The 21,675-nt window shown below is 46.0% G+C and carries 17 protein-coding genes; 4 read left to right on the top strand and 13 right to left on the bottom strand.

Features of this window, described 5'->3' with window-relative positions:
* Positions 1-100 precede the first annotated feature (100 nt).
* From fruA to fruB, 3 genes are read right to left on the bottom strand one after another with little or no spacing between them, the layout of a single operon-like run.
* The gene (fruA, locus tag KIT90_RS16170; RefSeq protein WP_285377522.1) at positions 101-1,846 is read right to left on the bottom strand and encodes a PTS fructose transporter subunit IIBC; all 1,746 of its coding nucleotides are present in this window, start codon (positions 1,844-1,846) and stop codon (positions 101-103) included.
* A gap of 19 nt (positions 1,847-1,865) precedes the next feature.
* On the bottom strand, positions 1,866-2,840 hold the full coding sequence (gene pfkB / locus KIT90_RS16165) for a 1-phosphofructokinase (RefSeq protein WP_285377521.1): 975 nt from the start codon (positions 2,838-2,840) through the stop codon (positions 1,866-1,868).
* An 11-nt stretch (positions 2,841-2,851) separates the two neighbouring features.
* Positions 2,852-3,985, bottom strand: coding sequence for a fused PTS fructose transporter subunit IIA/HPr protein (fruB, locus tag KIT90_RS16160; protein ID WP_285377520.1), 1,134 nt, complete (start codon positions 3,983-3,985; stop codon positions 2,852-2,854).
* Between the two features lie 425 nt (positions 3,986-4,410).
* Between fruB and cra the strand changes: the two genes are divergently transcribed.
* The gene (gene cra / locus KIT90_RS16155) at positions 4,411-5,406 is read left to right on the top strand and encodes a catabolite repressor/activator (RefSeq protein ID WP_038894853.1); all 996 of its coding nucleotides are present in this window, start codon (positions 4,411-4,413) and stop codon (positions 5,404-5,406) included.
* Here the strand turns inward: cra and KIT90_RS16150 are convergent.
* Positions 5,396-6,349: an endonuclease/exonuclease/phosphatase family protein gene (locus tag KIT90_RS16150; RefSeq protein ID WP_285377519.1), complete on the bottom strand. Its 954-nt coding sequence runs from the start codon at positions 6,347-6,349 to the stop codon at positions 5,396-5,398. The genes cra and KIT90_RS16150 overlap by 11 nt on opposite strands.
* Positions 6,350-6,475: 126 nt before the next feature.
* Here KIT90_RS16150 and KIT90_RS16145 point away from each other — a divergent pair, with 126 nt between their 5' ends.
* A complete protein-coding gene (locus tag KIT90_RS16145) occupies positions 6,476-7,015 on the top strand; it encodes an RNA-binding S4 domain-containing protein (RefSeq protein ID WP_005441925.1) in 540 nt (179 codons plus the stop codon).
* 113 nt (positions 7,016-7,128) lie between these two features.
* Here KIT90_RS16145 and KIT90_RS16140 read toward each other — a convergent pair whose 3' ends face one another.
* The 7 genes from KIT90_RS16140 to KIT90_RS16110 all read right to left on the bottom strand — a co-directional run bounded on the left by KIT90_RS16140 (position 7,129) and on the right by KIT90_RS16110 (position 13,591).
* Complete coding sequence (locus KIT90_RS16140; RefSeq protein ID WP_285377518.1) at positions 7,129-7,947, bottom strand: EAL domain-containing protein; 819 nt, start codon at positions 7,945-7,947, stop codon at positions 7,129-7,131.
* A 93-nt stretch (positions 7,948-8,040) separates the two neighbouring features.
* The gene (locus tag KIT90_RS16135) at positions 8,041-8,961 is read right to left on the bottom strand and encodes an amino acid ABC transporter permease (protein ID WP_285377517.1); all 921 of its coding nucleotides are present in this window, start codon (positions 8,959-8,961) and stop codon (positions 8,041-8,043) included.
* A gap of 76 nt (positions 8,962-9,037) precedes the next feature.
* Positions 9,038-9,856: a transporter substrate-binding domain-containing protein gene (locus KIT90_RS16130; RefSeq protein ID WP_038894847.1), complete on the bottom strand. Its 819-nt coding sequence runs from the start codon at positions 9,854-9,856 to the stop codon at positions 9,038-9,040.
* Between the two features lie 9 nt (positions 9,857-9,865).
* Positions 9,866-10,663 carry an amino acid ABC transporter permease gene (locus KIT90_RS16125; RefSeq protein WP_009704484.1) on the bottom strand — a complete coding sequence of 266 codons (798 nt, stop codon included), beginning with the start codon at positions 10,661-10,663 and terminating at the stop codon, positions 9,866-9,868.
* Between the two features lie 3 nt (positions 10,664-10,666).
* Positions 10,667-11,401: an amino acid ABC transporter ATP-binding protein gene (locus KIT90_RS16120; RefSeq protein WP_009704483.1), complete on the bottom strand. Its 735-nt coding sequence runs from the start codon at positions 11,399-11,401 to the stop codon at positions 10,667-10,669.
* 135 nt (positions 11,402-11,536) lie between these two features.
* Entirely contained in the window at positions 11,537-12,175 is a 639-nt protein-coding gene (locus tag KIT90_RS16115; protein WP_009704482.1) for a lysoplasmalogenase, read from the bottom strand.
* Between the two features lie 267 nt (positions 12,176-12,442).
* Positions 12,443-13,591 (bottom strand): iron-containing alcohol dehydrogenase, encoded by a 1,149-nt coding sequence (locus KIT90_RS16110; protein WP_285377516.1) that lies wholly within the window; start codon positions 13,589-13,591, stop codon positions 12,443-12,445.
* A 181-nt stretch (positions 13,592-13,772) separates the two neighbouring features.
* Between KIT90_RS16110 and KIT90_RS16105 the strand changes: the two genes are divergently transcribed.
* Together KIT90_RS16105 and KIT90_RS16100 are read left to right on the top strand one after the other, a co-directional pair.
* Entirely contained in the window at positions 13,773-14,654 is an 882-nt protein-coding gene (locus KIT90_RS16105) for an AraC family transcriptional regulator (protein ID WP_020197048.1), read from the top strand.
* 277 nt (positions 14,655-14,931) lie between these two features.
* The gene (locus tag KIT90_RS16100) at positions 14,932-18,096 is read left to right on the top strand and encodes a chitinase C-terminal domain-containing protein (protein ID WP_285377515.1); all 3,165 of its coding nucleotides are present in this window, start codon (positions 14,932-14,934) and stop codon (positions 18,094-18,096) included.
* 99 nt (positions 18,097-18,195) lie between these two features.
* On the opposite strand, the gene glgC is transcribed toward KIT90_RS16100, so the two are convergent.
* Both glgC and KIT90_RS16090 read right to left on the bottom strand, forming a co-directional pair.
* The gene (gene glgC, locus KIT90_RS16095; protein ID WP_285377514.1) at positions 18,196-19,410 is read right to left on the bottom strand and encodes a glucose-1-phosphate adenylyltransferase; all 1,215 of its coding nucleotides are present in this window, start codon (positions 19,408-19,410) and stop codon (positions 18,196-18,198) included.
* Between the two features lie 381 nt (positions 19,411-19,791).
* Positions 19,792-21,540, bottom strand: a complete 1,749-nt coding sequence (locus KIT90_RS16090) for a formate--tetrahydrofolate ligase (protein ID WP_285377513.1) — start codon at positions 21,538-21,540, stop codon at positions 19,792-19,794.
* Between the last annotated feature and the right edge of the window lie 135 nt (positions 21,541-21,675).

Raw genomic sequence — 21,675 nt, 5'->3', positions numbered from 1 at the left:
AACACCTCCCAATGCCGAGGCTAGAGGGAGGTGTCGAATGCCAAATCGAGGGAGGCATTGTTAATCGTTGCTTAGAACCATCTAAGCGAGTTAGTCACGATTAAGCAGCTGCTTCTTGTTTCGCTTCTGCTTTATTCTTTAGGAACGCGTAAGTGAAACCTGTTACCGCTGTACCCGCTGCGATTGCTACCAAGTACATTAGCACTGGTGAGATTGCGTTAGGGATAAGCAGTACGAACAAACCACCGTGTGGTGCCATCAGTTTTGCACCGAACAGCATTGATAGAGCACCTGTTAGTGCGCCACCTGCCATACATGATGGGATTACACGCATTGGATCTTTCGCTGCGAATGGGATTGCACCTTCAGAGATGAAGCACAGGCCAAGAACGAATGATGCTTTACCTGCTTCACGCTCGCTTTGCTCGAACTTGTTCTTAGCAATGAACGTAGCAAGACCCATACCTAGTGCCGGTGTCATACCTGCTGCCATGATTGCAGCCATTGGTGCGTAAGTTTGTGAAGCCAATAGACCTACACCGAATGCGTAAGCGGCTTTGTTTACTGGACCACCTAGGTCGAAACACATCATCGCACCAAGGATAATACCCAGTAGAACCGCGCTGTCTGAACCCATGTTGTTTAGGAAATCAGTTAGGCCGCTCATGATGCCAGATACTGGACCACCCACGATGTAAATCATCACAAGACCCGTGAACAATGTCGCCACGAACGGGATGATAAGGATAGGTTTAAGTGCTTCCATTGATTGTGGAAGTTTTACTTTGTCAGCAAGGAACTTAGCAGCGTAACCTGCGATGAAACCTGCTGCGATACCACCAAGGAAACCTGCGCCAGTTGAGCTTGCTAGCATACCGCCAACTAGACCCGGAGCCAGACCCGGACGGTCAGCAATAGAGAACGCGATGTAACCAGCAAGAACTGGAATCATCAATGCGAATGCAGAGCCACCACCGATGTTCATTAGCGCTGCTGCTAGCGTGCCTTCTTCTTTAAACGCTTCGATACCAAATACGAAGGATAGGGCGATGATCAAACCACCGGCAACCACAACTGGAAGCATGTGAGATACACCTGTCATTAGGTGTTTGTACGCGCCTTTCTTCTCTTCTGTCGCTGATGATGCGCTAGAAGAGCCAGAGTGTTGGTATACGCTTGCTTGTTCAAACGCTTTGTCCATTTCTTCCGCTGTTTTCTTCAGCGCTGGACCTGTTTTGGTGCGATACATCTTTTTGCCGTTGAAGCGGTCAAGAGGTACTTCGATGTCTGCTGCGATGATAACCAAATCTGCGTCTGCGATTTCTTGGTCAGTCAGTTGGTTTTTCGCACCTACTGAGCCACGCGTTTCCACTTTGATTTGGTGACCACGACGTTTGCCTTCTTCTTCTAGCGCTTCTGCTGCCATGAAGGTGTGTGCAACGCCGGTTGGGCATGCTGTGATAGCAACAATCTTCTTCGTTGCAGATGCGCTTTCTGCTGGTGCTGCTACTTGTGCCGCCACTGTAGTTGCTTGCTCTAGTGTTGCTGCACTTTCAACCGCAGTTTGTAAGAATGCGGATGCGTCTTTCGCTACAGTGCTGATATCTGCTTGGTAGACTTTTTTACCTACGAAACGAGAAGTATCAACTGGAGTGTTAGCCGCAATTACGATCGTTTCTGCTTGTTCAATGTCAGCGTCTGTCAGCAGTGTTGGTTCAACTACGCTTGATTGGCATTCAATCTTTGCGTTCCAACCCAGCTTCGCCGCTGCTTGTTCTAGTAGACCTGCCGCAATGATGCTGTTTGCAACACCACTTGGACAAGCTGTAATAATGGCAATATTCATACTGATAACCTTCTGTTCCTTAGTTTTTGTCTAAGTTCGTATTAGGGTAAAGCTCGGTTACTTGCGTTTGGAGCTTGATGTTCTCCAGTTCTTCCTGACTGGTTAGGCCAACGCCAACTTGGCTCACTGCTAGGGCAGAAAGCGCAGTAGCGAAGCGCAGTAAATCGTTTTTCGGCATCACTTGCATGTGACCCCAGCACAAGCCAGCAACAAGCGTATCGCCAGCGCCAACAGTGCTTACTACATTCATTCGTGGTGGTTGAGCACGTAACCATTCGCCTTGGTTAAGCCACATCACGCCGTCTGCACCCATAGAAACTACGATGCTCTCGATACCTTTATCGCTTAGCGTTTGCGCTGCTTCTTGGCATTGTTCTGGCGTTGAAAGGTGCTCGCCGACAAAGTCACTTAGCTCTTCGTCGTTTGGTTTGATCAACCAAGGATGAGCGTCGATGCCTGCGCGTAGTGCTGCTTTGCTGCTATCGAACAAGACTTTCTTGCCTTGCTGATGCAGTTTTTCAATCCATGCCGCGCATTGCTCTGCAGTAACACCGCCCGGTAGGCTGCCTGCCAATACAAAGTAATCGTGTGTTTCTGCAAGGCGGAATAGGGTTTCTTCAAAGCGCGCGATTTCTTCTGCCGTAACTTGAACGCCAGGGAAGTTGATGTCGCTCACTTGGCCATCTGCTTCGACCAATTTCACGTTGATACGAGTTGCGCCTTCGACTTCAACGAACTCATTTTTAACCTTGATATCGCTAAATAGCTGGTGGAAGAGCTCTGGGTTGTCTTTGCCAAGAAAGCCCGTCACTGTTACGTCTGCACCTAGGTCACTAAGCACTTTCGCTACGTTTACGCCTTTACCTGCCGCGTGTAGGTTGCTCTTTTCAACTAGGCTGACAGAACCCACTTTAATTGAGTCCAGCGAACCTGTTAGGTCAAGGGCAGGGTTAAGCGTGATGGTAACGACTTTGTTTGTTTTCAATACTGTCATTCTCTCGCCCCTTAACCTTCGCCAAGACCAGATGCGATTGCTTTGCCGATTGATTCAAGTGCTTGTGCAGCATCTGGACCTTCAGCAGAGAATTGAAGCTGGTGGCCGTGTTTCACACCTAGTGCGATAACTTTCATTAGGCTCTTCGCGTTTACTGCTTTGCCGTCGCCATCTAGGTTTGCTACACGAATGGTAGATTCGAACTTCTTCGCTTCAGCAACTAGCATTGCGCCAGGACGAGCGTGTAGGCCGTGAGCGTTTTTGATTTTGAAGATTGCTGTGTTGCCATCTTCAGCCGCTTCAGTTGCCATTTCTTCGCCTTTGAACAATGCAAGGATCTGTTCAGCAGAAGCATCAAGTAATTTGCTGTGTTCGTTGTTAAACACAAGCTTTGAAATCGTGCTTAGGATAGATTGGTGAGCGTTGTTGCAAGCTGCGAACGCAACTAGAGCACGCACTTTCTCGCCTTCGAATTCACAATCATTGGCTGTTGATACAAAAGAAACACCAGTACGAGTTACTTGTTTATCACTACCAACAAGCCATAGACCTTGGCCTAGATGCGTTGGCGTTTTTGTTACTAGGTCTGCAACGAACTCTGTACCTGCACAACCTGTGTTTTTAAGTAGGCCGCCAGCTACCGCGCTCATTTGAATCATGTCGCTTGCTGGGAATAGAAGTTGAATGAGAGAAGCATCGAAATCCGCTTCTAGCTGAACGTCGCCGTGAAGTAGGGCAATGATGTCGTCTTCGTTTTTCGCCTTGCGTAGACGCTCTTCAACGCCGTCCGCACCCAATACTTTTGTTAGCTGCTTTAGAATGCCCAAGTGCTCGTCTGATTTCGCTGCAATACCGATAGCAACGTAAACTGTGTTGCCGTCGCCCCATTCAACGCCTTCTGGGAAGTGGTGAACAGCAACGCCCGTGGTTTTCACCATTGAGCGCGTGTCAGTCGTGCCGTGTGGAATCGCGATACCGTTACCTAGAAACGTAGAGTTCTGGTTTTCACGATTTAGCATGCCTTCTACATAACCTTGTTCGACCAGACCTTTGTCTGTCAGGCTCTGTGCGATGCTTTTGATCGCTTCAAACTTATCTGTAGCGGATTGAGATAGGGTAATGTCGTTCTTACTTAGCTTAAGCATGGTGCTTCTCCAGCCTTAAGGTATCTATTTCTAATTCATCTTGGCTACGCAGTACTTTGTTTGCGTAACGCCGTTTATCTATGGTTGCTGAACGTGTCTTTGTTCGTCATTTCTCTATTCGAGACGGTTTTGCTTAACAACAATTTGCTGAATAAAAGAAACTGAATCGATTCAGCATTTGGTCAAATTTTTAAAACACTCAGCGAAACTGTTTTTAAAATCGAAACTTAACCACTCAGTGTCTCAGTGCTTTTAAAGCCTAGCAAAGGGAGACGCTATTGCTTGATTTTGGTGATTCTCGTCAATTTTTGAGTTTTGCTGAATCCTTTCAGCTTTTATACTGAATCGGTTCAGCATATAATTCAACTTATCGAAGGATCGTTGATGTATTAATATGATCCCGCGCACAGAATAGGGCTTAGAATATGACACTGGATGAAATAGCGAAATTAGCTGGGGTTTCAAAGACCACGGCAAGCTATGTGATTAACGGAAAAGCGCAGAAATACCGCATCAGCGAAAAGACTCAAAAGAAAGTCATGGCGGTGGTTGAGCAGTACAATTACAAACCGGATCACGCAGCATCTTCTTTAAGGGCGGGCAACTCACGTTCGTTCGGTTTGATCATTCCAGATTTAGAGAACACCAGTTACGCACGTTTAGCAAAACTGATTGAACAGAACTCGCGTAAAGCGGGCTACCAAATTTTGATTGGCTGTTCTGATGATGATCCGCAAACGGAGCAAAAGGTTGCAGAGGCGCTTGTGAGTCGTCGTATTGATGCACTATTCGTTGCGAGCAGTATGCCGGCAGCGAGCGAGTATTACCTCAAGCTTCAAAACTCAGGTACGCCCGTTATCGCACTTGACCGTCCTATGGATGATGAGCACTTTTGTTGTGTGATCAGTGAAGATTTTGATGCGGCGTTTGAGTTAACCGAATCGGTATTGTCTTCAGAGATTGATTCGATTGGTTTGATTGGTGCGTTAGAAGAACTGCAAGTCTCTAAAGAGCGTGAACTTGGTTTCCGTTCGGCTTGTCAGCAGGGTAGTACTGGTGTTTTGGTTGGCTATGGTCAGCACTTCTCCCGTGAAGAAGGCAAGAAGGTGCTCGAAGGTTGGATCGAAAAGGGCAAGCTGCCGGATGCTGTGGTGACCATGTCTTACACCTTATTAGAAGGCGTATTGGATGTGATGTTAGAAAAGCCAGAGTTGATGGGCAAAGTACGTTTGGCCACCTTCGGTGATAACCGCTTGCTCGACTTTCTTCCAATAAAAATCAACTCACTTCCGCAGCAGTTTGAGCTGATTGCCGACAGCGCAATGGAGTTGGCGCTTAATGCCTCAGCTAAACGTTATAAAGCGGGTGTAGAGTTGATTCCGCGTAAGATTGTAAAGCGCCACACCGACGCTAAAGCTTAATTTCTACCGTCAGCGCCACAAATGCGTGGTCGCTGGCGTTTTTATCTCTCTCAAAAGACGGATTGATTAAGTGCGCATCCAGCACTTGGTAGTTCGTGACTTCTGCTATTGATACATCGGCGTGCGCATCAAACTCTTGCGACAACAAGATGTAATCCAACACGTTTCCTTTCGCAAAGTGGTAGTGCGTTGCTGGTCGTGACTCCAATGAGGGCGTTACTTGCAATTCCCATCCGTCATTGAGTTGTAAATCAGTGACGCTGTCACCGTAATGCTCAGTCAAAACATTGTTAACGCTGGTTGAAGTAATGCCTTGGTTCATATCACCCATTAATACTGTTGGCATTGGGTTCAAAGCGTATTGCCTTTGCATTGCGTCACGAAGCATTGCCGCTTCCCAACCACGCTGTTGCGTAGATAGCCAACGGGCAATCGGTCTGCTTGCTTCTTCTGGAGTGGTTGAATCCGCAGGGCGCTGTGACTTCAAATGTGTGACGTATACAGAGAGATGACCAATAATTGGGTGAACAACACAGGCACGAACGGGTTTGCGGCTAAAAGGTGGCGCGTCGATATCACCAAAGGCATTGAGTGTGTCTTTATCGAACGTGACCGCTTCAAAGCTTTCAATCGGAAAGCGCGAGGCCACTGCAACCACTGGGCGAGAATAAATGTAATCGCCTTCAATATGCGGCGTATCGACACAGGCAAAGTGTTCATAACCTATTTCAGCAAAGAAGGTTTTGGTTTCTTCGATGCTGAACACTTCTTGCAAGCCGATGATGTCGGGATTCAGTTGTTCGAACTGCGATTTGGTCCAAGCGAGTTTGTCCTGCCAATCGTCGCGAGAATATATGTTCTCGAAGTCGTAATACGCGCCAGGTGGTGCAACAAAGTTAAACAGGTTGGCGGTGGCAAAGGTAATGTGGTTCTTTTTAGACAAAATATCGCTCGTTCAAGGAGTTATTGGGTGAGTATATACCCAATTGGACAAGATGAGTGAAGATCACGTTTCTATTTGTACGCATTCCGTTTAAACTCCGTTCATCAAGAAAAATGAGTAACGAACATGACCCAAGATTACGAACACGAAGAGTATTTAGAAGGCGAAGAGATTGAGATCGAAGCGATCGGTATCGACGTTGACGCACACCCAATTGAGCTGTACAAGCTTTTCAAAATCGCGAACTTGGTGAGTGGTGGTGGTGAAGCAAAACACATCATCGAAGAAGGTTACGTTGCCGTAAACGGTGAGCTAGAAACTCGTAAACGTCGCAAAATGTACGACGGCGATTTCTTCGAGTTTAACCAAGAGTACTACGTTGTTGTATGTGACGCGCCAGTAACCGAACCTGAAACTGCTGAAGAAAAAGCAGAGAAGAAGGCGAAGAAAGAAGCGCAAGCGGCACGTAAAGAAAAGTCTCGCTCGAAAAAGAACGACAAGCCAAGTGCTAAAGGCCCTAAATCTACCGGCCGTAAAGCAGCGCACAAAGAGCGTAAAGCACAAAAAGAAGCATTGTCTCAATCTGCTAAGAAAGGCAAGAAAGAAGAAAAGCCGCAGGTTGCACGCGATCCTAAGAGTGGTCGTAACTCTATCGATTTCTTCTAAGCGATTTGTTTCGATATTAAAATCGACGTAAACAGAAAAGCGCCGCCGTGGTGAGTAACCTTGGCGGCGCTTTTGTATCTAAAGCAGTTTAATCTGTATCTATGGTAACGCGTTTAATGTAGCACTTTGGCTGTTTCTTTTTGCTCAGTCCAATGATGAATCGAGTTTGGTTTCGCCAGATAAAAACCTTGGTAGTAATCCAAGTTTAGTGCTTGCATGGCTGAAAGCTGTGTATTTTCTTCGACACCTTCTATGACCACTTTTGCGTTCATCTCTTCAGCAAGGTCTACTGCATTGGCGATCGCTAATGTGTCACCAGAGCAATAATCGAGTAGGTAAGAGCGATCTATTTTGATGATGTCTGGGCAAAGCTGCTTAACACGTGACATATCTGAATGGTGAGAGCCAAAATCATCAATCGCAAACAAGAAGCCGTTTGCTCTCATGAGTTGCACTGCTTGAATCAAAAGCTCTGTATCGCCGCAAGATTCCTCAACGACTTCAAAGACAACATCAGAAGGTTCCATACCTAACTCAAACAATCGTTTGTAGAGCAGGCCATTGTCTTTAAAGCCCATGTCTTTGGTCAGCGTCAGCAAGGTTTGTGGCATGACGTTAAGAAACAGTTTGATTGGTGAACCTGCAAAGTGACGAGCAAAGTTACGGATATGAATCGCACGGGAGAGAAATTCAATACAAAGTCGGAAGTAAGTATCGATGCTGGCATCAGCAAAGAAGAGGTCCGGTCGAATATTCCTGCCATCTGCACCACGAATACGCAGCAGGGCTTCCATCCCGATCATTTGTTGGTGTTTATCAAAAATAGGCTGATAAACACTGTGGAAAGTGTATTGATTGAGCACAACGTAGTATTCGCCAAGGCTGTCCTGCCTTATGTACTGCTCGTAATCGGACTGCTTCTTTAACTCCATGAAAAACGCCAAAAAATTAGCATGAAAACGACTGTAACAGGATGGAATTCCGATTTGAAGCGCTACGCTGTCTTATTTTTGAAGCCTATTGAGTTAATTTGAAATAGATTCCGATTTTTTCTCGATGTATCTAAAAAACATTGATAGACCGAAACAAATCAGGAAGTAAACGAAGCCGACAATTAGCCAGATTTCGAAAATATAGCCTGATGAGTTCGCCATCTCTGTGCCGACAAAGGTCATTTCTTGAATTGAGATCAGCGAAACGATAGAGGTGTCTTTAACCAGTGAAATGGTTTGTCCTGCAAGTGCCGGTGTAATCGCTTTAAGCACTTGTGGTGCGATGATGAAACGGTATTTCACCCAACGAGATAAACCAAGTGAGTCTGCCGCTTCCCACTGGCCTTTATCGACGCTTTGCAAGCCCGCACGAACCACTTCAGCAATGTAGGCAGAAGAGAGTAAACCCACACAAAGCACGCCGGACGCAAGGTTTTCCCATAGGTTAGCAGGGCCAAAGAAGAAGTGCTGAAGCGCGTTAGGTTCGCCGCGATAGTTACGGAGAAGATCTTCCAAACCAAGTAATGGGATTAACTGGTTAGAGATGAAAAAGTAGAAGATGAATACGAACACCAAAGGTGGAATGTTTCGTACCAATTGAATAAATGCGTTGGCAGGCGTGCGCAACCAAACAGAATCTGAAAAACGTGCTAACCCAAGCAATGTTCCTAATACCAGAGCAAAGATGATGCCCCAAAGGCTTAAACGCAGCGTTGAGATTAGACCTTGGAAGAAATACGGCAAACCGCCATCTGCTCTTGGGGTGAACAATAGGTCGATTGCTTCTTTCCAATGCCAGATGTAGTTTACGCCGACGGTAGAACGATGATAGAGCCAAACCCCAGCCAACGCGCAGATGGCAAGCAGTACCCAATCGAGTAGGTTAAAACGACTTAAGAAAAAGCCTGACTTTGCTTTGGTTGGTGCAACGCGAGTGGTGGTTTGTCCGCTCAAGGTTTAACTCCGATAGTAGAGAAGAAAACCGACCCGCAGTACGAGTCGGTGTTATTAATTATTGTGACGATTAAGGCTATTGACCTTGTGCAACTTGGTCTTGCCAATCTAGCGTTGAGAACCAGTATTCGTAACGCTCATCTAGCCAACCGTCTTGGGTACGAGCTTCAATCCACTCGTTGAAGAAGGCTTTTTTATCTTCTTCGCCTAGGCGAACTGCGAATGCCTCATTACCTTTGGATAGTCGCTCAGTAAATGGAATGAACAGTTTGTCAGCATGCTTGATCGCTTCATGTTCCGGTTTCGGGCTTGATGCAATAACAGCGTGTGCGTTGCCGTTCAATACTTCTTGGAATGCTTGTGCATCGTCATCAAACTGAAGGATCTTCGCTTTAGGGAAAGTCTCACGCGCTACTTGCACAGTGAACGCACCACGACGAGCAGCAATTTTCACGCGACGAGAATCAAAGTCTGAAAACTCACTAAAGCCAGCCGCTAGCTCTTTGTTTGCTGCTACTTGAACGCCTGAGTGCGAGTAAGGTTCAGTAAACAATACACTCTTTGAACGTTCTGGCGTAATTGACATGCCGCCAATGATTACGTCGAATTTCTTCGCAAGAAGAGCAGGGATGATGCCGTCCCACGCTGTCGGTACAAACTCAACTTTTAAGCCTGTATCCGCTGCGAGGCGCTTCGCCACATCGATTTCAAAACCAATCAACTCACCTTGTTTATTACGCATTGCCCAAGGTACAAATGTCGACATACCAACGCGCAGCGTGCCACGCTCTTTGATTTGATCAACGTTTGGTGTCGCTGCTTCTTCATTGGCTAATGAAGGTAAAGCAATTGCAAGCCCTAATAATGCAGTAATGGTCGCTTTGAATAACTTCATGTTATCTCCTTATAATTTGCGCCAACTGGCTCCTAGTTTGTGTTCTAGCCAAGCGGATAAGCCAGAAAGTGATAATGTGAGAGCAAGGTAGATTGCTGCCACAGTAAACCAAATCTCAAACGGCATCGCCGTCTCAGATACGATGTTTCTCGCCTCGGTTGTCAGGTCGAATATCGCCATCACACTGACGATTGAAGAGTTCTTAATCAGTGACACCACTTCGTTAGTTAACGGTGGTAGAGTGCGTTGAAGTACCTGCGGAAGAATCACGTCTTTGTAGGCAAACAAAGGTGATAAGCCTAAGGTTTTGGCTGCTTCAAACTGACCTTTTGGAATGCTGTTTAAGCCTGCACGGAAGATCTCTGCGGTATAAGCACCTTGGAATAGTGACAGTGCTAAAACAGCGGTACTGAATCTATCTAACCCAATAACCGGGCCAAACACGAAATAGAGTAGGTAGATTTGCACCAGCAATGGGGTATTGCGAATCAACTCGACATAAGCGGTACCGATCGCGTTACCAACTTTGGAGTTACTGAGTCGCAAGAGTGCGGTGACGAAACCTATCACTAATGTGAAGAAAAGACTGATCGCCGAAATTTTTAAGGTGACGATAAGACCATCGACCAATTCTGCTGGCCACCACTCACCATCTTCGTAAAAGGCGATGTAATCGGGTACGCGTTCCCACTGCCATTGGTACCCCATTGCTTGTGCGCCGGAATCAAGAACCCACACGATCGCTATCAAAAGAATGGCGATTTGTAATATGGCTTGTAAAACAGGTTTTAGGATTCGAATTACCATAGGCTAGTAGCTCAGAATCTGATTCAAAAACGCTTGGGTTCGTGGATGCTGCGGTGTTTCGAAAAGGGCTACTGGGGAGTTCATCTCGATGATTTCACCTTCGTCCATAAACACCACTCGATTCGCCACTTTCTTAGCAAAGCCCATTTCGTGCGTCACACAAATCATGGTCATGCCGCTTTGTGCGAGTTCCACCATCACGTCTAGCACTTCGTTGATCATCTCAGGGTCGAGCGCCGAAGTCGGTTCATCAAACAGCAGTAAATCGGGTTCCATGCAAAGGGAACGCGCGATAGCAACACGTTGCTGCTGACCCCCAGAAAGTTGAATTGGATACTTATTGGCTTGCTCTTCGATGTTCACGCGCTTGAGATAATGCATTGCACGTTCTTCGGCTTCTTGTTTGGATAGCTTTAACGTGCGGATAGGAGCAAGAGTGAGGTTTTCTAACACGGTAAGATGTGGAAACAGATGAAAGTGCTGGAACACCATGCCGACTTTGCCAGGTTTTTGAGCTTTAGAATCGGCTGGTTGTTCGAAGACGCTGAGTTCACCTTCTTGGATGGATTCTAAGTGGTTGATACAACGAATGAGTGTTGATTTACCTGAACCGGAAGGGCCACAAACAACAACGATTTCACCGGTATGTACTGAAAAATTAATGTCTTTGAGGGCGTGATATTCACCATACCACTTGTTTACGCCGCTGAACTCAACAACGATATTTTTCTCTTTCAAGGCTGCCAACTTTTAGAATAAATTTCTTTCTACAATAACAAGTTATTAACCGTATTGCACCTGTTAATCAAGCATAAACTGTCCAACTGGTGAGCAAATAACTCGTGATAAAACTAACCGATAATATAGTCAGTTTTAGAGGAAACGGATCACTATGGCGAACACGGACATCGTGATTAAATATTGGGCGGAATAGTAGGTGGTCATGACAACTTGTCGAGAGAAAATCGACGTGCCACCGAAGCGTTCAAACGCCAAAACCGCACCGGATAAAGTAAAGACAAAGCTGCCTAAAACTGCAAATGCGGAAGATTGGGTTTTACCACTGGCATAGTATTCCATCGACATCCACAACATGGCCATGAGGACGAAGATGTAACTGGCAACTGACCATTTCTCTTTCCCCAAATCGGGTTTAAAGAAGAAATAAGCGCAGAGGCCGACGCCGAACACGGCAAAAGGCAACCAAGGTGTAAAGTGCCAAGCTGCCATATTAATGAAGCCTAAGGCGTAACAAATTAATGCTAGGCAAAATAGCTTAATACCGAGAATGAACTTGTCTTTCGGGTGCATCATGACTAAGTCACCGATAAGCGAAATTGACAGACCGGCGATGATCCACTGAGTGTAGGGAAGATGATTTGAAGGTGATAGGAGTAGCATTCCAATCATGGCGACGATTGGAAGCGGTTTGGTCAAAAAGAACAGCCACTTTGGGCCAGTCTTAATACTGATAATATGTATGAACGCACAAGCTATGACAATCAGCCACATACGAATAACTCTTGAATAGACGACTAAACGCTCATCTTTTTATGAGCAAGCTAAAAAATGACACTTCGAATAGTAAGCACTTGGTTTGTTTTTGGTCATCGGCTTACATAACAACATCGAACCATCGCTTATTTGTTAGTTTTCTAGCAGAAAAGTTCAATATTTATCGAGTTGTCAATGTTGCGCTAAATTAACATAAAAAAACGGCATTGTGTCCGCGTAGACACAATGCCGTCAAAAAAGGCAATAATCTAATAGATCGAGTCGTTATGCAACGGCAAGTTCTAGAATTTTACGGCTGTTTTCTAGGTCGATTGCTTGGTTTTCGCCAAGAACCGTCATGCCGTGTTTGTTCAGTTGATCAATCACAGCATCGATAGCTGCTTGACGGTCATCACCGTAACCTTCAAGTTGAGTCGCGACTTCTAGCTGATGGTAGAAAGCTTCAATCGATTGGATTGTGCGTTCTGCCAAATCTTCACCTTCTGCTAAGCCAAATACGTTACGACCCATTTGCTCAAGCTTAGGACGTTTGAATTCCATTTGGTTACGAAGTAGAGATGGTTGAATGATCGCTAGTGAACGAGCGTGGTCTACGTGCCATAGTGCAGTCAGCTCGTGGCCAATCATGTGCGTTGCCCAATCTTGAGGAACGCCGCTACCGATTAGACCGTTCAATGCTTGGTTTGCTGTCCACATTAGGTTCGCACGCCATTGGTCGTTATCACGTTCTGCGAACTGATCACCCAATACTTTTAGGTTTTTAAGTAGCGCTTCTGCGTAACCGTCTTGAACCATTGCACCAGTTGGCAGTGTTAGGTACTGCTCACATACGTGTACCCATGCATCAACTAGGCCGTTGATAAGCTGACGCTCAGGTAGAGTCTTCATTACGTCTGGATCAAGCACGGCAAATTTTGGTTGAACTGCAGGCGCTAGAAATGCCAACTTGTCTTGGGTTTCTTTCTTAGTGATTACTGCGCCCATGTTTGACTCAGAACCTGTTGCAGGCAAAGTAAGAATCGCAGCAAGCGGTGTTGCTTCTGTTACTTGATGTTTGCCTACCATGATGTCCCAACCGTCACCGTCGTATTTTGCAGATGCTGCAACGTATTTAGAACCATCGATAACTGAACCACCACCAACAGCTAGGATAAAATCAACGTTTTGCTCTTTTACGATAGCAACCGCTTTATCTAGCGTCTCTTTTGTTGGGTTTGGCTCTACACCTGAAAACTCAAGCCATTCACGGCCTTCTAATGCTTGTGCTACTTGGTCGTATACACCGTTCTTTTTAATAGAACCACCACCGTAGATAACGAGCACTTTTTGATCGGCAGGGATCGCTTCTTTGATTGCTGCGATTTGGCTTTGGCCGAAGAAGATTTGAGTTGGGTTGACGTATGAAAAGTTCATTATTAGACCTCTTGCTTCCAATGTGAGGAGAGTGAATACATGCATATTAGTACGCGTTTGTGAGAACGAGTAGGCCGATTTCTGCAAATTTATTGCCTATTTCTACAAATATGCGTTTCTTATGCTGGAACTGTAATCAGAACTCCAAGTATAGTGCGTGCATAACTATTGGAGTGACAAGATGAAGACACTTGCTGAGATCATGCAGCAATACGCCACTAAATTTGGTTTAGACGATTTAGAGGGCATCAAAGAAACCGCCATTGACGGGGTATGGTTCTACCGCAGTAGCAAAGGGAACAATCGCCAACCGTTTGTGTACCAGTCTGGCATCATCGTTTTGGGGCAAGGCTACAAGAACATTCACATTGGCCAAACACCGGTACGTTATGGCCCAGATGACTATTTGGTTGTCGGTGTACCCATGCCACTTGAGTGTGAAGCGATTGCTGTTGACGATGAGCCTTTATTGGGCATCTCAATCGACATTTCTCCCGCCATGCTGCAAAAGCTGGTCAAGAAGTTAGAATCACAACGATTCAGTAATGTTTGTGAGGATGACACTCGCTGTGGGTTGAAATCGGTACGCATGAACGACCAAATGTTGGATGCGTGCAAGCGTCTTATGACGGCATTATGCAGCGATCTTGAAGTCGCAATGCTCGGTGACATGCTGTTAGAAGAAATTGTGTATCGTACGCTGGTGAGCGAATCCGGTCATGTACTGTTTGAGCTCGCACACCAGGAAGGTTCTTACGCGAGGGTGGCAAAAGCACTAAACCGCGTTCATCAGGAATACCACGAACAACTCAATGTACAAACCTTGGCGGAAGAAGCGAACATGAGTGTCTCTGCATTCCACCAAGCGTTTAGGAGTGTGACTCTAGAGTCGCCTTTGCAATACATCAAAAAGGTGCGTTTAAACAAGGCACGTGAATTGATTCAGTTAGAAGGTCGCCGAGTGAACGATGCTGCGCGCCTTGTGGGTTACAGCAGCCCATCACAGTTCAGCCGAGAGTACAAGCGACACTTCAACGAAACACCCAGATCAACAAAGGCTTAGTGATCTTTATTTCAAAAGTAGGACTTTTTTTGTCTTTTTTAATAAATTGCGATCGACATATTTATTTGGGTAATGAAATTAGTTGTTGGTGCAAAATAAGGTGTTAATTGTTGCAATCATTTAGTGGATTCTTGAGAGGTGCTGCTGAAAATTTATAAATACATAGTGTGAAATGCTGCACTTGTACTTAAGTTATTTTACGTCGAAACAAAAGTAACTATACGTGTTAGTTAAGCGTATTTTGTATTGTATTAACAATAACTTAAGGAAGAGCAATATGCACCTTAGAAGTGGGAAAGCAGTGAAGAGTGCCTTTACACTCAGTACATTAACTGCGTCTTGTCTAATGGCCTTCAACAGCTATGCAGCGGTTGATTGTGCACCTCTAGAAGTTTGGGATTCGTCGAAGGTTTATAACGGCGGTGACCAAGTTCAGCACGAAGGTAACGCTTATAAAGCGCGCTACTGGACTCAAAACAATAATCCAGCGCAAGCAGGTGAATGGGGTGAGTGGGAAAATCTAGGTGCTTGTAGTGGCACTGGTCCAGTAGATCCTCCAGTTAATGAAGTACCGACTGTGACATTAACATCGCCTAGTGCATCGGCTTCTATCACTGCTGGAGATGTTGTAAATCTTGCTGCAGACGCTGCTGACACGGATGGTTCAATTAGTAAGGTTGAATTCTTTGTTGATGGCGCATTGGTCGGTACCTCTACCGCAGCACCTTTTACTGCTTCATGGACGGCGACTGAAGGTGCGCACGAATTCTCGACTAAAGCGTACGATGATAAAAACGCTGTGAGTGTTGCGAGTGCCGTAACGCTAACAGTAAACGCGGGTCAACCGGGTAATGAAGCGCCGACTGTAGATGTTGCTCTTTCAGCGACTTCTGTTGAACTAGGCGCGACGGTTACCGTTACAGCAAATGCCGCTGATGCGGATGGTACCGTGGCGAAAGTTGAATTCTTTGCTGCCGGTTCTCTTGTTGGTACAGCAACAACAGCCCCTTACGCGGTAGATTTCACGCCAGCACAAGCGGGCAGTGTTTCTATTTACGCGAAAGCGACAGACGACGCAGGCGCAACAACAGATTCTTCTCTTGTATCTCTAACAGTAAATGGCGGTGCAATTACATCGAACTGTCGTCCTGACGGCCTATACCAAACGGCTGGTGTCGATGTTCCTTACTGTACAATTTACGATGAAGAAGGTCGTGAGTTAATGGGTGCAGATCACCCACGTCGTGTGATTGGTTACTTCACTAGCTGGCGAAGTGGTGATGACCCACAAGCCGCTTACTTAGTAAAAGACATTCCATGGGATCAACTTACACACATTAACTACGCGTTCGTCAGTATTGGTTCAGACGGCAAAGTAAACGTAGGTGATGTGACAGACCCAACGAACCCTGCAACAGGTAAAACTTGGCCGGGCGTAGAAGTAGATCCAGCTCTTGGCTTTAAAGGTCACTTCGGTGCACTAGCAACTTACAAGCAAAAACATGACGTTAAAACACTGATTTCAATTGGTGGTTGGGCAGAAACAGGCGGTCACTTCGGTGCTGATGGCAACCGCGTTGCTGACGGTGGTTTCTATACCATGACGACCAACGCGGATGGTTCTATTAACCATGCGGGTATCGAGAAGTTTGCTACGTCTGCTGTTGAAATGATGCGTACTTACAAGTTCGACGGCCTAGACATCGACTACGAGTACCCAACATCAATGGCGGGTGCTGGTAACCCTTACGATAAAGACTTTATGGAACCGCGTCGTCCATACCTATGGGCTTCTTACCAAGAGCTAATGAAAGTTCTGCGTGAGAAATTGGATGCGGCGTCTGCACAAGATGGCATCCACTACATGCTGACTATCGCAGCGCCTTCTTCAGGTTACCTATTGCGTGGTATGGAAACGTTCGACGTCACTAAGTACCTCGATTACGTGAACATCATGACTTACGATTTGCATGGTGCTTGGAACGACCACGTTGGTCACAACGCGGCATTGTTCGATACGGGTAAAGACTCTGAGCTTGCTCAATGGAACGTGTACGGCACGACTGCTTACGGCGGTATTGGTTACTTGAACACTGACTGGGCTTACCATTACTTCCGTGGTTCTATGCCGGCAGGTCGTATTAACATTGGTGTTCCATACTATACTCGTGGTTGGCAAGGTGTAACTGGTGGTGATAACGGTCTATGGGGTCGCGCGGCACTTCCTAATCAATCAGAGTGTGCACCGGGTACTGGTGAAGGTGAGAAGAACAACTGTGGTCACGGCGCTATCGGTATCGATAACATGTGGCATGATACTGACCCTAAAGGCAACGAAATGGGCGCAGGTTCAAACCCAATGTGGCACGCGAAGAACCTAGAAAAGGGCATTTGGGGTTCTTACGCTCAAGCTTACGGTCTTGACCCTGTAAATGATCCTTCCGATAAGTTTGTCGGTTCTTACACGCGTCATTACGATGATGTTGCTGTAGCCCCTTGGCTATGGAATGCAGAGAAGAGCGTATTCTTATCAACAGAAGACAAAGCATCTGTTGAAGTGAAAGCGGACTATGTTATCGACAAAGAAATCGGCGGCATCATGTTCTGGGAGCTAGCAGGTGACTATAACTGTTACGTACTAGACGCGAACGGCAACCGTACGACGATTGATGCAACAGAACAAGCTTGTGCTGCGGGTAATGGTGAATACCACATGGGTAACACTATGACTAAAGCGATTTACGACAAGTTTAAGTCTGCAACGCCTTACGGTAACAAGATCGCAACTGGTGCTATTCCAACGGAAGCAGTAGACATTGCAGTGAGTGTTGGTGGCTTCAAAGTCGGTGACCAAAACTACCCAATCAACCCTAAGATCACGTTCACAAACAACACGGGTCAAGCGATTCCTGGTGGTACAGAATTCCAGTTTGATATTCCAGTATCTGCACCAGATAACGCGAAAGATCAGTCTGGCGGCGGTCTAAGTGTGATTGCTTCTGGTCATACTCGTGCGAACAACATTGGTGGTTTGGATGGCGTAATGCACCGCGTATCTTTCTCGCTACCAGCATGGAAAGACCTACCTGCGGGCGGCACTTACGAACTTGATATGGTTTACTACCTACCAATCTCTGGCCCAGCTAACTACACGGTAATTTCTGGCGGTAAAGAGTTTGCGTTCAAGTTTGAACAACCAGACCTGCCAATTGGTGACCTAAACTCTGGTACTGGCGGCGGCGGTGGTACTGAGCCGGGTACATGTGATACTACGGGTCTAGTTACTTACCCAGATCTTCCGCAAACAGATTGGCAAGGTAACCCAAGCCACGCTAATCAAGGTGATAAAGTGATTCACAATGGTGTGGTATATCAAGCAAACTGGTGGACTGCATCAGAGCCGGGTAGTGATGGTAGCTGGTCTACAGTATGTAATGTCTAATCCAGATTAGTTGGACATTAAAAGCGCGCGATTCAAATCGCGCGCTTTTTATTTGGTGGGGTGTTGGGTGTTGTTATGACGAATAGCTAAGTGCAAAGGTTAGAACTCGTAGCCTTCTGGAATCACGACAATGCCTTTTTCTGACACATGGAATCGTTTTGCATCTTCAATTTTGTTCATGCCGATTTGAGTGTGCGGCGGGATGCGAACATGTTTATCGATGATACAACTTATCAGCTGACAACCTTCACCAACTTCGACATCGTCAAAGATAATACTGTCGACTACTGTCGCGCTATCATGGATACGCACATTCGATGCAATAACCGAGTGCTGAACTGAACCGCCTGAGTTGATTACGCCGTTTGCAATGATGGAATTAATGAAAATCCCTTCATTACCAGTCGCAGAAGATACCGTTCTTGCTGGTGGAAACTGAGCTTCATAAGTACGAATCGCCCAGTTTGGTTGGTATAAGTTCATTGGTGGGACGGGTTCTAACAAGTCCATATTGGCTTCATAGAAAGAATCTATGGTACCGACATCGCGCCAGTAACAGTCTTTGTCTACACGTCCTTTACTACCACAGAATTTGTAAGCATAAACCGATTGAGAATCGATGAGTTTTGGAATGATGTCTTTGCCAAAGTCGTGACTTGAATCTTCGAGTTTTGCGTCCTCTTCGAGCGCTTCTTGCAAAACGTCCATATCGAAGATGTAAATCCCCATAGACGCTAGACTCTGCGTTGGGTCGTTAGGAAGAGTAGGTGGGTTCTTAGGCTTCTCTACAAAGGACTCGACTAAACCGTTCTCTTTAATCCCCATTACGCCAAACGTAGTTGCTTCTTCGACAGGCACATCCATACATGCGACCGTTAACTTCGCGCCGTTTTCTTTGTGCTCTTCCAGCATTGCTGCGTAGTCCATGCGATAAATGTGGTCACCGGACAGAACGACGACATACTTGGCGTCGTTTCGAGATAATAGCCACATGTTGTGGTAAATGGCATCTGCTGTGCCTTCATACCATGCACCACCTTTGCGCATTTGAGGTGGAACTGCAGTGATGTATTCACCAAGTTCGGGATTGAAGATCGACCAACCATCTCGCAAGTGCTTTTGTAGCGAGTGCGATTTGTATTGAGTTAACACTAATATCTTTCTTAAACCTGAATGAAGACAATTAGTTAGCGTGAAATCAATGATGCGATATTTACCGCCAAATGGGACGGCTGGTTTGGCTCTATCATCGGTAAGAGGGGTCAACCTTGATCCCATACCGCCAGCTAAGATTACTGCGAGTGCGTCTTGCATAATGTTCCCTTTCCCTTATGTTACGTACATCGAAAGCAACTTAAAGCCTGAGGAGTTAGCCAACTGCTGGTGGCTTTCGAGTGACGTTGTTGAGTGTCCTTTGAACTTATAAATGGTAGTGCTATATAACGTAGTACAAGATTCGAGCCATTGGATTTTGTTAATAAAATCAATGCCCTTTAGAGGTGGGGTATTATTTATTGCACTATATTAGGGAGTGAGGAAATTGTTGCTGCACCGAATTGGTGAAATAAAGTAAATACTTTAATTTTGTGGTTTCAGTTTACAGTGTAAAGGGTTATAAAAACAATAAATTAGCGGTTATTTAAAATGAAAACAGGAGCACGATGGCTCCTGTTTGTTTGATATAAACGTTTAACGCTATGAAAGGCCGATAATATTGCCTTGATCGTCTAGATCGAGATTCATGAATGCGGGTTTATCCGGTAAACCAGGCATGGTCATAACATTACCTGAAAGCGCGTAAACAAAACCCGCACCTGCACATAAACGTAGCTCACGGATAGGAACGCTAAAGCCACTTGGCGCTCCTTTTACAGCTGAATCAGTGGTTATGGAGAGCGGCGTTTTCGCAATGCATACCGCTAGTTCATCAAAGCCCAATTGTTCAAAGTGCTTTAGCTGTTGTGTCGCGAGTTCACTCATTTCAATGTTTGCAGCGCCGTAACCCGCTTCGCAAACGGCCATGAGTTTCTCTTTTAGAGTTTGCTCTTTGCGGTAAAGAGGGCGGAAATCAGAAGCTTGTTCACACGTTTCAACAACGTGTTGCGCTAGTTCTACGGCTCCTTCACCACCTTGACCAAATGCTGTACTGACGGCCACCTTCACTTCTGGGTTAAATTCGTGAATCAAAGCCTTAAGCGCTGCCAATTCTTTCTGAGAATCTTGCGGGAACTGGTTAATAGCAACCACGGCTGGGATACCGTACTTATGGACATTGTTAATGTGCCACTTTAAGTTTTCAAACCCTGCTTCAAGTGCCGCTTGGTCTGGATTAAAAATTGAATCCGGAATGGCCATACCTGGGCGCAGATCATAGTGACCTGAGTTTGCTTTTAAACCACGTAACGTAGCGACAATCACCACACAATCTGGTGCACGACCCGCTGCAGACGCTTTGATGTTACACGCTTTCTCGAATCCCATGTCTGAGCCAAAACCCGCTTCAGTGACAACGTAACTAGAGAGTTTTAGTGCAATTTGGTCTGCGATGATAGAAGAGTTACCGTGAGCGATGTTCGCAAATGGACCCGCGTGGATAAGGGTTGGCACACCTTCTAGTGTTTGCATCAAAGTAGGGGCAATGGTTTCTTTTAGGGTGACAGCCATTGCTCCGGCAACTTGTAAGTCTTCAGTTGTCACTGGAAGGCCGTCTAAGTTGTAAGCCACGACGATACGGCCAATGCGTTGACGCAGATCTTTTAAGTCTTTAGCTAAAGCGAGGATCGCCATTAGCTCAGAAGCGGCAGATATATCAAAACCTTCTTCGCGCTCAAAGCCGTTGATGGTTTTGCCTTCCTCATTTAGACCAATCTTAACCATGCGTAGTGCACGGTCGTTATGGTCCATCACGCGTTTCCAAGTGATTTTTTCGACGTCGATCTTTAGCGCTTTTAAGCCAGTGCGAGTTTCGAATGCCTCGTAGCCCTCACGTTGTTCATGATAAAGGCGAGCATCTAATGCGGCAGAGGCCAAGTTATGTGCCGCTGTTACCGCATGAATATCACCAGTGAGATGTAAGTTTAACTCATCCATTGGTGCAACTTGGGAATAACCACCACCTGCAGCGCCACCTTTGACACCAAAGACTGGCCCCATTGATGGTTGACGGATACACGCCATTACAGATTGGTTGATCTTAGATAAACCTTGAGAAAGGCCGATTGTGGTTACGGTTTTACCTTCACCCAGAGGGGTAGGTGTAATTGCAGTGACCAACACCAACTTGCCGTCTTGATTTGCGTTTAAGCGATCAAGACATTGGGGATGAACTTTAGCTTTGTGTTTTCCGTGTGTATCGAACTCTTGTGGCAAAAGACCGGCATTGGCAGCAACGGTAGCGATAGAAGACAACGGTGTGTTTCGGCAAATTTCAATATCAGACTGCATGGATACTCCAAAAAAATGGCTAACACGTGGCGTTCAACATCAAGCAAGCAAAAGACTTAGCAGGTGTTGCGCAAACGTTTGCGCGAGAATAATACTGGTAAAAAACGAGGTGTAAAGCAGTTCGTGCGCCTTAGC

It is taken from the genome of Vibrio sp. B172a (assembly GCF_030248355.1).
Classification (GTDB): domain Bacteria; phylum Pseudomonadota; class Gammaproteobacteria; order Enterobacterales; family Vibrionaceae; genus Vibrio; species Vibrio owensii.
The sequence above is the reverse complement of the archived record's forward strand: the minus strand, read 5'-3'. Positions and strand labels throughout refer to the sequence as shown.

What these genes read in the sequence shown, in the direction of transcription:
- fruA (WP_285377522.1), bottom strand. Translation starts at nt 1,846, where the DNA reads ATGAATATTGCCATTATTACAGCTTGTCCAAGTGGTGTTGCAAACAGC.
- pfkB (WP_285377521.1), bottom strand. Translation starts at nt 2,840, where the DNA reads ATGACAGTATTGAAAACAAACAAAGTCGTTACCATCACGCTTAACCCT.
- fruB (WP_285377520.1), bottom strand. Translation starts at nt 3,985, where the DNA reads ATGCTTAAGCTAAGTAAGAACGACATTACCCTATCTCAATCCGCTACA.
- cra (WP_038894853.1), top strand. Translation starts at nt 4,411, where the DNA reads ATGACACTGGATGAAATAGCGAAATTAGCTGGGGTTTCAAAGACCACG.
- KIT90_RS16145 (WP_005441925.1), top strand. Translation starts at nt 6,476, where the DNA reads ATGACCCAAGATTACGAACACGAAGAGTATTTAGAAGGCGAAGAGATT.
- KIT90_RS16140 (WP_285377518.1), bottom strand. Translation starts at nt 7,947, where the DNA reads ATGGAGTTAAAGAAGCAGTCCGATTACGAGCAGTACATAAGGCAGGAC.
- KIT90_RS16130 (WP_038894847.1), bottom strand. Translation starts at nt 9,856, where the DNA reads ATGAAGTTATTCAAAGCGACCATTACTGCATTATTAGGGCTTGCAATT.
- KIT90_RS16125 (WP_009704484.1), bottom strand. Translation starts at nt 10,663, where the DNA reads ATGGTAATTCGAATCCTAAAACCTGTTTTACAAGCCATATTACAAATC.
- KIT90_RS16115 (WP_009704482.1), bottom strand. Translation starts at nt 12,175, where the DNA reads ATGTGGCTGATTGTCATAGCTTGTGCGTTCATACATATTATCAGTATT.
- KIT90_RS16110 (WP_285377516.1), bottom strand. Translation starts at nt 13,591, where the DNA reads ATGAACTTTTCATACGTCAACCCAACTCAAATCTTCTTCGGCCAAAGC.
- KIT90_RS16105 (WP_020197048.1), top strand. Translation starts at nt 13,773, where the DNA reads ATGAAGACACTTGCTGAGATCATGCAGCAATACGCCACTAAATTTGGT.
- KIT90_RS16100 (WP_285377515.1), top strand. Translation starts at nt 14,932, where the DNA reads ATGCACCTTAGAAGTGGGAAAGCAGTGAAGAGTGCCTTTACACTCAGT.
- glgC (WP_285377514.1), bottom strand. Translation starts at nt 19,410, where the DNA reads ATGCAAGACGCACTCGCAGTAATCTTAGCTGGCGGTATGGGATCAAGG.
- KIT90_RS16090 (WP_285377513.1), bottom strand. Translation starts at nt 21,540, where the DNA reads ATGCAGTCTGATATTGAAATTTGCCGAAACACACCGTTGTCTTCTATC.